The organism is Enterovibrio coralii (genome assembly GCF_001559595.1).
Taxonomy (GTDB): Bacteria; Pseudomonadota; Gammaproteobacteria; order Enterobacterales; family Vibrionaceae; genus Enterovibrio; species Enterovibrio coralii.
On the sequence record NZ_LNTY01000004.1, the window covers coordinates 63,431 to 77,649 of the forward strand.

The 14,219-nt window shown below is 43.4% G+C and carries 9 protein-coding genes, 1 tRNA gene and 1 pseudogene; 2 read left to right on the forward strand and 9 right to left on the reverse strand.

The window, feature by feature from the left end; genetic code table 11:
* Positions 1-2: 2 nt before the first annotated feature.
* From ATN88_RS00415 to ATN88_RS00440, 6 genes are all read right to left on the reverse strand, one after another.
* Positions 3-710 (reverse strand): P-loop NTPase family protein, encoded by a 708-nt coding sequence (locus tag ATN88_RS00415; RefSeq protein ID WP_067409811.1) that lies wholly within the window; start codon positions 708-710, stop codon positions 3-5.
* On the reverse strand, positions 710-2,812 hold the full coding sequence (locus ATN88_RS00420; protein ID WP_067409813.1) for an SLBB domain-containing protein: 2,103 nt from the start codon (positions 2,810-2,812) through the stop codon (positions 710-712). Before ATN88_RS00420 ends, ATN88_RS00415 begins: the two co-directional genes overlap by 1 nt.
* Positions 2,812-3,624: an OmpA family protein gene (locus tag ATN88_RS00425; RefSeq protein WP_067409815.1), complete on the reverse strand. Its 813-nt coding sequence runs from the start codon at positions 3,622-3,624 to the stop codon at positions 2,812-2,814. The genes ATN88_RS00420 and ATN88_RS00425 overlap by 1 nt, the downstream gene beginning before the upstream one ends.
* Before the next feature lie 26 nt (positions 3,625-3,650).
* A complete protein-coding gene (locus ATN88_RS00430; RefSeq protein WP_067409818.1) occupies positions 3,651-3,977 on the reverse strand; it encodes an STAS domain-containing protein in 327 nt (108 codons plus the stop codon).
* Between the two features lie 208 nt (positions 3,978-4,185).
* On the reverse strand, positions 4,186-5,577 hold the full coding sequence (locus ATN88_RS00435) for an aldehyde dehydrogenase family protein (protein WP_067409932.1): 1,392 nt from the start codon (positions 5,575-5,577) through the stop codon (positions 4,186-4,188).
* An 8-nt stretch (positions 5,578-5,585) separates the two neighbouring features.
* Positions 5,586-7,223, reverse strand: coding sequence for an acetolactate synthase large subunit (locus ATN88_RS00440; protein WP_067409820.1), 1,638 nt, complete (start codon positions 7,221-7,223; stop codon positions 5,586-5,588).
* 439 nt (positions 7,224-7,662) lie between these two features.
* On the opposite strand from ATN88_RS00440, the gene ATN88_RS00445 reads away from it, so the two are divergent.
* Positions 7,663-7,753, forward strand: a tRNA-Ser gene (locus ATN88_RS00445).
* A 525-nt stretch (positions 7,754-8,278) separates the two neighbouring features.
* On the opposite strand, the pseudogene ATN88_RS28725 reads toward ATN88_RS00445, so the two are convergent.
* Positions 8,279-9,346: pseudogene (locus tag ATN88_RS28725) on the reverse strand (recombinase family protein); the annotation flags it as partial.
* A 900-nt stretch (positions 9,347-10,246) separates the two neighbouring features.
* Between ATN88_RS28725 and ATN88_RS00450 the strand changes: the two are divergent.
* Positions 10,247-10,864 carry a hypothetical protein gene (locus tag ATN88_RS00450; protein ID WP_067409822.1) on the forward strand — a complete coding sequence of 206 codons (618 nt, stop codon included), beginning with the start codon at positions 10,247-10,249 and terminating at the stop codon, positions 10,862-10,864.
* Between the two features lie 230 nt (positions 10,865-11,094).
* Here the strand turns inward: ATN88_RS00450 and ATN88_RS00455 are convergent, their stop codons facing one another.
* Positions 11,095-12,843, reverse strand: a complete 1,749-nt coding sequence (locus ATN88_RS00455; RefSeq protein WP_067409824.1) for an ATP-binding protein — start codon at positions 12,841-12,843, stop codon at positions 11,095-11,097.
* Positions 12,844-12,852: 9 nt separating this feature from the next.
* Positions 12,853-13,992 carry an SIR2 family protein gene (locus tag ATN88_RS00460; protein WP_067409827.1) on the reverse strand — a complete coding sequence of 380 codons (1,140 nt, stop codon included), beginning with the start codon at positions 13,990-13,992 and terminating at the stop codon, positions 12,853-12,855.
* Positions 13,993-14,219: the final 227 nt, after the last annotated feature.

Here is a 14,219-nt window from a genome sequence, read left to right on the forward strand (position 1 = left end):
AACTAGATCTCCAACGACAACAGATGGCTTTTCAATATCTTCAACCTGAGCCACTTCGCAATGTGAGGGAAGAAGCGATTGAGTCGACCCACTTCACGTAGAATTTCATTTTTCAATGATGGGTTTTCCACGTCATTGAGCACGCACCCAAGAACATGGGCACCTGCATCACTTAGTTTTTTTACCGATTCAGAAGCTTGCGCTTCTGTCGTTTGCCCCGCCATCACGACGAGTATTGTACCATCTGATGATGCGGCGACACGCTCTGGCGGAATGTTGTTTGCATTCATGCGCGAGATCGGCGAGGTATCGAAAATCACCAGATCGTAATCTCTGTGCCATTGCTCGATGTATCGGTCTAGGGAACCAGGTCTGCGCAATTCCATGATGGTTTCGCGTTTTGAAGGCGCAATGATCCCCGTGAAGTAGGCGCGTTCACCCGACACACCAACGAGTTCTGGGCTAGGTAAGTAATGATTGTCGTAAGTGCTCACCGTCATACCTTGGCTTTCAAGCGTCGGGTGGTAGAGGTTTAAATCCACGACAAGCGTAGATTGCCCACCGAGTAGCGAACGCTGTGCCAACGCCGTTGCCAAAGATGTCACACCTTCGCCTGATTCGGTGGCTGCAATCGTGAGCGTTTTATAGTCGTTACGCACTATCTGGTAATAGATGCGTTCGACTTCGAGATTTGACGGAGGAATATTCATTAGAGTATCCCTACCAAAGCGGCGATACCTGCGATCTGGAAGATGTCGGTAATGCCTTGTCTGATTTTCTCTGCGGTGCTCTCTTCTTTGGTGGGGATGTATATCGTATCGCCCGCACGCAGAACCGGAAGATCCTGGAAACGCGCGGTACGGCTAAACTCCGAAAGGTTAAAGGTCTGTGCCTGATCACGGCAACAAGACAAGTTAACCACAGTGATTTTTTCGACGTAGGCGTTTGCGCTTGGCCCGCCAGCTTCGGCAAGCAGGTCGAGAATGGTCATATGATCGTCAAAGGTATAGCGACCTGGCTTGTTGATCGCACCCAAGACGCGAACAGTGACCTCTTTTGGACGGTCTAACCAATTTGGGTTCTTTTCGGGAACATAGATGGTGTCACCCGTTTTGACCTGAGGGATGATCGAGGCATCACCCGTTTCAAAAAACAATGCGAGATTGAGTTTGGACACGCGTGCGTGCTTACCGTCTAAATGGGTAACGCGGATATTGTGTAAGTCAGCATTGGCCGTTGGGCCATCTGCCGCTGACAGAATATCGAGAAAGTGCATTTCGTCAGTGAATTTGTAACGACCGGGCGCACCGACTTGACCAAACACATAGATGGAGGTGTCTGAGCTTTGGCGAATCCATTTTGCTTTGTTGTCGACTGGATCATCCGGCAAATCGTGCACGCGAATCGTCGTGCCCGCTGTAACAGGCGGTAATTCGTTGTCAGATCGTCCTTCTTTGATGTGGTTATCCAAATTGAATACATGCACCTTGCTCTTGTTTGCGCTAATCGGTGTCACGACTTCAATTTTGCTGGTGTCTGCACGCGACGTTGGGCCGCCAACGTGAGCGAGCAGGTCAAGGAACGACATTTCACTCGACCATTCTACGCGGCTTGGGCGCACCACTTCACCGAGTACACGCACCGCGCGATCTGGCGAGACTTTTAACCAAGATTTCTCGTTGAGGTCGAGTTTCTCTGGAACAAAGATGGCGTCACCGGCCTGTACAGTCGGCATTGGTGCGTCCATTTTGCCTTCAGAGAATAAGGTCAGATCGAATGGAATGGTAGTACCGTCAGCTTTAATAACGCGGATTTGTCTGCTTTCTGCAAAGCGAGTTGGACCGCCGGCATTGGCAAGAATATCCATAAAGGATGCGTTCTCTTTCCCCTCGTACGCGCCCGGTTTCGCGACTTCTCCCATGACATAGACGGTATTAGAGCCAGTTTTAATCTCTTCTTCTTGTTTCGGCACAAAAATGGTTGAGCCTTCAACGATGTTGGGTAACAGTGATTCGTCACCACTATCAAGGTAGCGTTTTAGGTTGAAGAGTTTCGGTTCGTTACCGGAAATCACACGGATTTGCTCGACAGCAGCGTAACGGGTGACACCACCTGCGCGCATGAGAAGGTCGACGAGGTTATTTTCATCTTTGGCAGAGAAACTGCCGGGCCTTATTACCTCACCAAACACTTTGATGGCTTTTCTGTCTTCTGCTGCGTCACCAGAGTCAGCAAGCTTTGACGGGTCAAAGTTTTGTTCAACGTTACCAATCATGGGTGATGCTGGAACGAAAAGGGTGTCCAATGATTTAAGAGTAGGAAGCAGGCTGTCATCACCCGTATCCAAGAACTTTTTGTAATCGAAGGTGATAACTTCACCGTCTCTTCGAAGCTGAACTTTATCGAGCTGAGCACCAGAGCGAAGGCCGCCAGCCGCATAGAGGGCCATTTGAATGGAGGCGTTACGTTGTAGTGTGAACTCTCCCGGTTCACTCACGTAGCCTTGGATCATCACCAGCAATTGTCGTTTGCTGACGAACACTTGAAGGGATGATAAATCGCGAATGACAGAGCTGAGTGTTTCGCTTACCGCTTCAGAAAGTTCCGCTTCAGTCATGCCATTTGCCTGAATCATGCCGACTTCAGGCAGGGTCAATCGACCTTGACGGTCAATTTGAAACTCTTTATTGAGTGTGACTTCACCCGGCAGCATGATGGCGACTTGGTCGCCAACTTGCGCACGGTATTCTTCAGCTTGGCTAAATGCGGAGACAAACAGCAGGAGCAAGATAGCAATGAGGACTTTCTGCATCATTGACCTCCTTTCAATATCTCTGTTTGTCCTAATCCCGGCACTTCAACCAGTTCTACAGATACTCGGCGGTTCACCAAACGGACTTCTGGTTCATTGCCTTCAAAGAGAGGGTCACTTGAACCAACCGCAGCGACAGTGATGCGTGACGGTACGACACCAAATATTTGCAAGTAACGTTTAACTTGTTTGGCTCGGGCGAGTGAAAGTGTCTTATTGGCCGCGGTATTTCCGACAGAATCCGCATGACCGGTTACTTTCAGGTGGTACTGGGGCAAGTCACGTAACAAATGTGAGGCTTCTGCAAGATGACCCATGTACTTGGGGTTCACTTCTGGGGAGTTGAACGCAAACTGGTTGTCGGCATTTAGCAGACCATAAATCTTAGCGACAAGCTCACGCGTTGCATTTTCATTTTGACCTGGGATTACACAAGCACGGCTGTCTTTCACCGCATCAAGCTGCTTTTCCAGTCGTTCGAGTGCTTCTCGTTGAATGATGATGTCGTTAGCAGCGTCGAACTCTAAGCCGCCAAGCAGTTCGCGCACAATGCGGTCCTGCATTTTTCGGGCTTGGACGACGGAAGCAGGAAAGCAAAGTTCAGCACCTTCAAGGACGAGAATGTCGAGATGTCTTGCAGCGAGCTCCCACTCAAAGCGCAAGCCATGCTCTGGACCCAAAGGTTGATCGGGTAGGACAGGAGGTAATGAAGAGTAATGGTGTTCCCCCATGCCGCCTTGGCCATGGTCAGGAAACATTGAACATCCCGATAAAACAACAATCGGAAGAATAAGCGTGAGCAATTTTTTCATGCTTTCCCCCTTGATTGGGTCTGCGTTTAACCGGTAGATTGCGCGGCATCTACAGAGATTGCGCTATCTATTCGGAGCAACTTGATGATTTCCATCGGCTGCCCATGAACATCAATCAATGAGAGCGACTTTCCTTGCGCCTTGAGGCGCTTGAAGAGAAATACGATTGCCCCGATACCGGAGCTGTCTAGGAAGTCGACGCCAGCAAGACTGATGGTGGTGTCGAACAATGACTCACCACTGACTAGCTGATCGAATTCTGGTTGAAGCTCGCTGCAACCCTGAGAGTCCATATCGCCGTTGATACGGATGAGTTGGGAGCCATCGTCTTGTTTTATCGTTTCAATTTGCATGGTTTTCTTCCCCCCTGTATAGATACACGACATAATGCTAAAAGCGTGCCATTTCGTTTAAAGTTAACGTTAACAACTACTTATGTTATTGCCGCGACAGAGTTCAGGGTCGTTTTCTCATTTTGAATTTGAAATTGAGAAATGAAACCGTACAGCGGAACACTATCATTTCGCGCTGCCAATGCGTGATGCACTGGCAGCGTTTTCGTTAAAGGCTCGGGCTTTTGAACACGAGCATTTTATCCCTTGTCATTTCGTGCATTGAGTATTGAATACCACCCAGGCCAATGCCGGATGCATCTCGACCGCCAAATGGCATCCAGTCTACGCGAAATGCTGTATGGTCATTGACCATAACCGCTGTGGCGTTGAGCTGCTGGGTAACGTTGAGTGCGTCTTCGAGATCATTGGTGAAAACAGATGCCTGAAACGCATAGGGCAATCCATTTGCGCGGTTGATGGCATCTTGTTTATCTGAGTAGGAATAAACACAGATCACGGGACCGAAGATCTCGTTCTGAGAGACGCGAACATTTTCGGGTGGATTGAGCAATACTGTTGGCGCAAAGCAAGTGTCGGACAGTTTTTTACCGCCACACAAGACTTCTGCGCCCGCTTCAACTGCCTCATTGACCCATTCTTCAACGCGGTCAACTTCTCTTGGTAAGATCAATGGACCTACTTCGGTATTGGGATCGAGTGGATCGCCGACCACCATTTTCTCACCTTCCGCAGCGAGTTTGATGGCAAGCTCTCGGCAAAATCCTTGCTGCGCGTAAATACGTTGGACGGACACACAAACCTGACCAGCATGATAAAACCCGCCTTTAGCAAGAACAGGGACGATTTCATCAAGATGCGCGCTGCTGTCGACGATAACCGGTGCCGCGCCGCCATGCTCTAACGCGCAGCGGGTGCCTGGTGCGAGTTTGGAACGCAGCATCCAGCCCACGTTTGCAGACCCGATAAATGACAGGAAGTTGATTCTGGCGTCTGAAACCAGCTTACTTGCCGCCTCGTTTTCACACACAACGGCCTGACACCAGCCTTGAGGTAATCCCGCTTCGTGGAGTATTTCAACGAGGCGAAGACAAGACAGCGGTGTTGTTAGCGCAGGTTTAACGATAACCGGACAGCCCACGGCAAGGGCAGGAATCACTTGATGAACAATGAGATTCAAAGGGTGATTAAACGCACTGATGGATGACACAACGCCAATTGGCTCTCGAATCGTGAAAGCAAGGCGATTAACCGACGCTGGCGTTTGACCCATGGGGATCTGCTCGCCCTTGATTTGCGGTATGTGCTCAATCGCCAGCTTGACGCCATTAATGGCACGAAGCACTTCCACTTTTGAGTCGATATAGGGCTTACCGCCTTCTTCCGCAGCGAGGCGCGTTAACGCCTCGACTTGGGAAGACATAATTTCAATCGTGCGCTCTAAGATCTCAATGCGTTGGTGAGGTGGCATCCAAGCCCCGCGATCCAAGAAAAGCTGGTGGGCGGTGTGTATGGCCGTTTCCACTTCCACTTCACTTTGTAGCGGGATACTTCGTATCAAACCACCATCAAAAGGGCGATATACATTTAGCTCTGACATATCTGGCCTCATCCAATAGAGCGACTTTCTTTGATCAACACATTCAAGATTGAGTGGTTGAGCGAGTAGTCGACGGGGAGGTCAATCAAGTGCACGCCTTTCGAATTCAGTGCGTGTTTCAAGATTGATTGGAACTCGTCATGGCTATCTGGGCGATGACCAATTGCACCGAAGCTGTTGGCATACTTCACGAAATCTGGGTTGTTGAAATCCAAGCCAAAATTGTCGAAGCCCATGCCTTCTTGCTTCCATTTGATCATGCCGTAAGCACTGTCATTCAGGATGATCACGACCATATCTAGGCCCATGCGAACGGCAAGCTCGAGCTCTTGAGAGTTCATCAAGAAGCCACCGTCACCATTCACAGAAACAACTTTCTTGTCAGGGTTGAGCTGTTTGGCCACCATCGCAGAAGGCAAACCAGCCCCCATGGTTGCCAGCGCGTTATCTAGCAGGAGCGTGTTGTTGGCATGACATTGGTAGTTTCGTGCAAACCAAATTTTGTATACGCCGTTATCAAGCGTCACGATGTCTTCATCATCCAACTCGTCACGTAGGATTTTCACCAGACGCTGCGGAAGGATAGGGAAGCGACGATCTTCAAAGTATTTGGTCGTGCGTTCATCGACGTTTTCTTTGACCTTGCCAAAGAACGACATGTCTTGCTCAAGCTCGCCAACTTTCTCTGTTAAGCGGCTTACTGATGAACAGATGTCACCCACCACATTGATTTGTGGGAAGTAAACTTCATCGGTTCGCGCAGCGAAGAAGTTCACATGAATCACTTTCGTGCCGCCTTTTTCCATAAAGAACGGCGGTTTTTCGATCACGTCATGCCCAACGTTAATGATCACGTCTGCACGTTCAATGGCGCAGTGGAGGAAATCGTGGCTCGAGAGGGCTGCTGTACCGATGAAGCGTTCATGTCGCTCATCAACCACACCTTTACCCATCTGAGTGTTAAAGAAGTAGATGCCGGTTTTGTCGATGAATTCACGCAGAGCTTTACTGGAGCGCTTGCGGTTTGCGCCAGCACCAATAAGCAGAAGTGGCATTTTTGCGTTTTTGATCATCTCTGCCGCTTGGTCGAGGCATAGGTCGTTGGCATCTGGGCGACGATGTGTCACCACGTCAAAAATGGATGCACCAGAGTCTTCCTCTGCAATGTCTTCCGGAAGTTCGAGATAACCCGCTCCCGGCCTTTCTTCCATACAGACTCGAAATGCTTCACGCACCATCGCTGGGACATTGTTGCCATCAACGACTTGTTCGGAATACTTAGTGATGGGTTTCATTAGGTTAACCACATCGACGATTTGGAACCGACCCTGCTTACTTTTACGAATCGGCTTTTGGCCACCAAGCATAACCATCGGCATTGCGCCCAACTGAGCATACGCCGCTGCGGTGACAAAGTTAGTAGCACCAGGCCCTAATGTAGAGAGACAAACGCCAGGTTTTCCTGTTAAACGCCCATAGGTAGCAGCCATAAAGCCTGCAGCTTGTTCATGTCGGGTCAGAACAAGTTCGATCGGGGAGTCTTTAAGTGAGTTAAGAAAATCGAGGTTTTCTTCACCTGGAATGCCGTAAATGTATTCGACACCTTCGTTTTCGAGTGCTTTGACAAATAAATCTGATGTTTTCATCGCTGTCTCTCATCTCTCGTTTTTGACTAGGGTCTCCATGCGTAACGAGAAAGAGAACAGATTCACAAAGCCACAGGTTTCGCTGGGTTTTGGATCTTGCCTCAATAGTAAGACGAGTGCTTACTTCTCAATAACGCAAGGCATCAGCTTCAGTGTAGTCACAGAAGGAGAAAACTGACGAAAAAGCGGGCGGTTATGATGCTTTTTGTGCGTGAAATGAGCCTTGACCGATCATTCGTCTAAACGTTGCTGCGAATGTTGACCCTCAGAGGATAAGAAATGCAGTGAGTATTTTTTCGTAACTAAAGCAACTAAAGACAAAAAGTTAGCCATTCTGATTGAACTTTGAACGGTTGATTGGAATGATGCTGACAATCTAGCCACTTGAACAAATTCGACTTTACAGAGGGTTAGCACATCATTATTATGGCGTCCGTACGGAGGGATGGCTGAGTGGTTGAAAGCACCGGTCTTGAAAACCGGCATACGTTAATAGCGTATCTAGGGTTCAAATCCCTATCCCTCCGCCAAATTGATACGAGAATGGGAACTGATAATTCAGTTCCCATTTTTGTTTCTGACACGAGCCCTAGTAAGCTGAGTTTCGTCCCCTGAAGAGCGATCTTTTTTTCAGGTAGCAACCTTACCTCTGTTAGAATCAGTTCACAGAATCGCCTAACAACATCCTTATCGGAAGCACGCAAGAATCTTCTAAACTTTTGGCAGAAATCCTCTGCTTGTCTATCTCCGAATTTTTTGATGGGAGGTGAAGATTTTACAGCTTTAAGGCTTTCTAACTCCTCCTTTAGGCTGTCTGTTTCTCTTTCCTTTTCAGAGATGAATGACATTAATGATTTTGACACTTCGTCATAGTTGTCAAATGTATTCTGCAATAAAGAGTTGATTTTATTTTCATTATTTGTGATTCGTATTTTCAGTTCTTTTATTTTGTTATTGATAACTTTACCGTCGGACTTATACCTTTCATTAATGTCTTTATAAATACCTGCAATACATTCCTTAGTAATTACATTTTCGAATAAAGAACTTAAAACCAAATCTTCAATCTTATCCTTTCTTACTGGTTTGCAATCGCAAAAGTCTTTGCCGTTATTTACTTTTGAAGAGCAGTCGTAATAAGCGTACTTATTTCCTTTCCCATATATTACCTTCATTCCTGAACCGCATGAAGGACATCGTAAAATTTCTGTCAATATGTGTTTCTTGTGAGTACATTTATCTTCACGATTGATAAGGGCGCGCTTTTCCAGTCCTTTAGCGACTTCCTCGAATTTTCTTGGCTCTATTATAGGTTCAACGCGAACAACTATTGGCGGTTTGTCAGGGTGTGTAGAGTTTTTTCTGAATAAAAATTTTCCAATATATACTGTGTTGTTAAGAAGTTTGCTTATGGAGTTTTTTGTCCATTTTTTACCACGATTTAATCGGTGAGATCTATTTAGCTTATTAGCAATTGCTTTGACGCCCATCGGCGGAGTGACATAATTACCAGATGCCATTCCAAATATTTCTTCTACTAATGCCGCTTCGCTTTCATTTATAACTAGCTTCTTTCTATTTTTTGCTCCAAAATCTTTAATAGATACAGAGATATAGCCATATGGAATTGGACCTCCAGTGAAATACCCTTTGTTGGCAGTGTCCGTGAGTCTATCTTTAACAGTTTGAGCATTCATTGCACTTTGATGTTGGTTAATTGCACCTAGTACAGTTGCTATTATTGCACTGTTAGGGTCGCTTCCATTAATGTTTTCTGATACCGAAATAAGATTAATTCCATATTCACTTAACAGTTCTAAAAAGTTAGCTTGCACAGCGGAGTTTCTGGATAGTCTTGATAGGTTATATACGAGAACATTATCGATCCTTATGGAACTGATATTTATGTTTTTTATATAGTTTTCTAACGAGTTGAAACCTTTCCTAGTGGTTTTCCCTTTTGAGGATTTATATGCAGATGAACCGCTATCAATAAAAACTTCTTCTAAAGAGGAGCCATTATCAGTACACCATCTTATGATGGACTCTCTTTGACCCTCTAATGAGTTGCCTTTCTCTGCTTGTTCTTCAGTAGACACTCTTATATAAGCTATACTTCGCATAATATAAATCTCATACTATCTGTGTTTAATTGTGGTGCGTGTTTTCAATGATTTTCCTGAAATCATCATCGTTTATTTCCAATAAGTATCGCTTTACAATTTCGCTTTTCCTTCTTTTGTAAATGATTGCAACTTTCATAATTTTGCTCCCTGTAGCTGTTTTGGTTTTTACTCTTAAATGAAAACTAGCACAGGATGTGCGTAGTGCAAGTTAAAAGTTGATAATTATCAATCATTTATGTGGTATAATAACCCCACCTTTAAAATCAATGTTTTAGATGTTTTTTAGGCAACTTTTAAATCTTCATATGTTATTTAATTGATTGTGTTCTCAACTTACAGTATTGCTATATCAGTTCCTTACTGAGCTATGCTTCCTTTACTAGATAATGGTAGAGTGTTAACAGTGGTATGAAACTGGAAGTAGGGTCTTAATTATCTAAAAATTCGAGGTTTTTCTTGGCAAGTTGATGTGGTTATGAAACACAAGTTAACGAGTTATAATTTCTCATCTTTAAATCATATTTGATGAGTGCGGAAAAAGGTCTTCTAATATGTAAAGATGTCAGTGTTGGTCTGCTTGAGTTGCAATTCGTTAAGCTACGCTCGCTATCAGTAAAGTATAAAATTTAATGATTGAACGGGCTTTAGTAGGTAGTCAGCGAATATATGGCCTTAAAAAAACTATACTTTTCATTAGTTTATGTAATTGGGAGGTAACAGTGTGGAGATGTTGCATCTCACTGATTTGTGTCTCTAAGCTACAGTTAACCGTAACTTATACGATATGCTTTCGAACGAGACAGTTTTAGCGCTCATTTCGGCGCTGACGTGCAATATTATGGTCTTTAGACTTCAAATTGTATGGTTATGTTGTGTATTGAATGTTGAGAGGAAAATATGAGGGGTGATAATGAAAAGGACAAAAAAATTATTGCTCTAGCTGAAGAGCTCTCTCGTAAAATCCAACTGGCGAAGAAGTATGGAAAGACTAAGAATTTTCCGTCAGAGCGTTTTGAAGGTTATCACGAGCAACATATAGGCGAAGATTTTAGCTATGATAGCTTGCGCAAGCAGAAAACTGATTCACAGAACTACTTTTACCAGATGATTAAATTGGGAAAAAACACATCCGAATATGAAAAATTGAAACACTGCTCAGAATCGAATATTTTCAAGCCGCGTAGATACGAGGGTAAGATTATTAAATTGCCAGACTTTGATAACTATGAACTATATAATATCGATGTGGCAGTTAAGATCGAAATAGGTACAAAGGTAGCACGAAACATACTTTCTAACTGGTATTGTTCGGCGGAAGACATTGAGCTTATTTTAATGTTAAATCAAACATTTATAACGCGTCTTGAGTGCATCAGCTATATCCTAAACATCCACGCCTCTTTGCGCACAATGTTCGATAATCCAGCAAACCAGTCTGGATTTATGTCTATGGTAAACAATGATGCTTTTTTTGTGGCCGAACGCCATTATCAATTCTGGTTTCTGGAAACATAGAGTCAATGAGAAGCGTTGCCGAGCACTTAGACGCAATAGTTCGGCGGTAAATCTCGGCACATCAATCTAAATTAAAGTACTTAGGGACATTTTAAACGGGTATCCCTAACTCACGTTGCCCCAAAGTGAGTTAAGGCTAGCGGTAACCAATCTCATTTTGCGTACATATTGTAATGGATTGGCACCTGCCTCTTTGTTCCAATGCTAGACAAATTCAATCTTGGTAGCTATCAGACCCATAGTGCTTCTAAATCGACATCTTCACTATCTGGTTGCTTCTCTTTCTCTAATTCCTTCACCTGTAGAACCATAGGTAAATCAAACGCGGTTCCGGTAATAACACAGCTACCACGAGATAAGTTGGGAATCATGCCTCTAGACATGTTATCCAATGTGCTAATCGTATTATCAATCAAGAATAAATCTCTATCATTGACCAAGCGATGAATGAAGAAATTGTGTATCTGGGACACGATAGTTGGTGATATATCTGCTGGTCTTTGGCTAGAAAGAGTCAGATACATGCCAAATTTACGCCCCTCTTTAATTATTTCTTCAAAGGTTTCAAGTCTATAGTCCTTCCAGCTTTCACTCTCACGGGTGGATTGCTGTGACAGTATGTTGTGGGCTTCATCAATTATAAGATGTATAGTCTTATCTGGCGGATTGGCCACAGCTACTTTATGTGGGTTGTAGTAGTGCTTGGCTATCAATAAAGGAAGTACTTTTTTAATATCTTGATTACATTTTCTTAGAGAGATAATCGTAACAGCTTTATTCGCCACTGGAGCGTCATTAACTTGAATGACTTTGGATAGGTTAGATAGTGATGAGTCTATGCGCTTCAACAGTGGTTGAATAAAATCAAACTGAACATATCCGCTTATCAGGTCTCTTATTAGCTGTATGTGGCAGCGAATGCTGAATTGGTCTAAGTCACTTAGTCCTTGAGGGATAGTTATAGCATCGACATCATCTTTTAGTATGTTTCTGTAATAAGCCCCATCGGCACGAAAATACGAGTTAGGAGCCACATAGAAGCCTTTGGTGGTTCCATTAGAAGATATAGTTTTCAATCTTTCCTTGATTGCTGCATTGTCTAGAGTATTTGTGATTTCACGGATGAGATCAAGTAGTTCTGGATGAGGCGCAGCTGCAGTAAATACTTTTTCATAGGTTTTTTTAATGTAGCTTAAGAAATTAGCTTCGGTATCAAATTTTAGCTTACCTTTTACGATTCTATTAATAAATGGTTTTTGTGTGTTTTGTGTAGCCTGAAAGAGCACACTCAAAGTATCAGTGTCCCAAAACTCTGATTTGGCGAGTGGAAACTTTTGCTCAGCGTTGCGAGAGTTAAGGTTGTATACGTTTTTATATTGGTCAGTAGTAAGCTGCCCGTTTGTGTATTCGCCATTGAAATCGATAATGATAAATTGGCTTTTACCATTTATCTTTTCAATTTTCTTATCAAAAAGAGTGGTGTATAAGCTGGTTAGCGTGTTTGACTTACCACTCCCCGTATTTCCAAAAATACCGATATGAGAGTTGAACAACTTGTGCCATGGCAGAGAAACAGGAAAATCTTCCTTTAAAAGACTTCCGATTACAAAATCACTACCTGATTTGCCATAGATGTCAGCGAGCCTATCTTCTTCGAGTAAGAAAACTGGATCTTTAATTAACGGGAGGTGCTTGATGCCTTCGAAAAAACGACCAGACTCAAAGTAACCAATGGGTTTGAGGTCTACAGTCCGAATATATTGGAACTCGTCATCAATCCATTTTTCATCTAAGTACTCTCCCTCCACTACGCAGATTATCTTCTTAAAACCGCGTTCTATCTGCACATACTCGCGTATTGAAACGCCTTTGTACTTTGTACCGTCGTAGAATAGCGTGTCTTTGTTCGACTCTTCAAAAACTTTGACTGATACCTTGACGCCTTTTACGGCAATAACTTCACCCACTAAAATAGTCACGTTATTCCCTTAAATTGGAAGTTTGAACACTTTGTTATTGAATGCATTAAAGTCTAGAAAACCATCTAGCTTTATGAGCTTAACATTATTGAAACTACCGAATAGAGCTTCCATTGCGGCTATAGCGAGAGTATCAAAACAACACAGGTACATAGTGAGAGATTTATTTCCAAGAGAGCGTTTTATTAGGTTGGTTATGTGTTCATCCGCAAATGAAAAACCAAATACAATAAGGGTGGAGTCTTGTTTTTCCAATTCATAACTCATAAGGCGAAGCATTTGGTAATAATGTTCGTCAAAAACGGTTTCGTGAAACTTCCATTTGGTAGGGTTAACAATTGGAAGTTTTTTGTAAGTGGACCAAAATATACTTTCGATCTCTGAAAAGGCTCCATTAAAGGTTATTGTGTCAAAAGAATTACGTTTGGATTCCTTATTGTTAAGAATTGCTTCTAAGTCTTCCAATTCACTTTTGATGCTATCAAAAAATTTATCTTGGAATTTGCAATGTTTATCAGCGTAGTTAACCGCTATTCGGTTGTCACTGACTGTCCAGAATGCAGAACCATGTAAGTGAACTAGATTGGCTTGTGGGATACTGAAACAGTTTTTGCCAAATATACTATGTTTGATTTCGGATGTGTCAAAGTGTCGAGCTTCAACGAATTTTCTGCGAAAACCTTTAGAACCATCATTCAGTACAAATTCTAAATTTGATTCCTCAAGAAGAAGTTCTTCGTATGCATCGGCAAAACACGAGTCATAATTTGTGGTGAAAATATTAGCTTTTTTCTGAGATTTGTTCTTGGAGGCAATTGTCTTAAGCGTTTTAAGTAATATTTGATAGTTCTTGATGACCGATAACTTGTTGATGTCTTCTTCTAATTCTAGGTCTGCACCTAATTTTGTATATTCAATATCAAAGGATATAACGGGTTCAATGCAGTTGACGTAGTAGTACATGAAAAGTAGCGACTTAAGCTGGGACTTGTTTTCATCTTCGAAGTACTTACCTAGTGTTTCGATGGACTCATTTTCCATTTGGGTTGCAAGGGTAGGGAAAAGCCCAAATGATGCGCCTGAGCCAATCAACAGATTGACATTGTTTTGCCAAATATCATTAATTTTTATTTCTTCTAGATGTTCCATGCTCTTTATCTTCAATGGCGTATATTAAAATCATTTTAACTCAGTTACTTTGCTTGTTAAGCAATTAGTTGCTTAACATCTAAATGAGTTTGCTTTGAGGTTGTGACTTGCAAAAACAATGCAGTCTTCAGAGACGCTGTGGTTCTCTGTTCTGTCGTATTTTAACTAATGAGTTGTTTGGTAGACTAGCGGGGGTGCCTAAACGCTCTTTTTTCCTACTCGTGCTA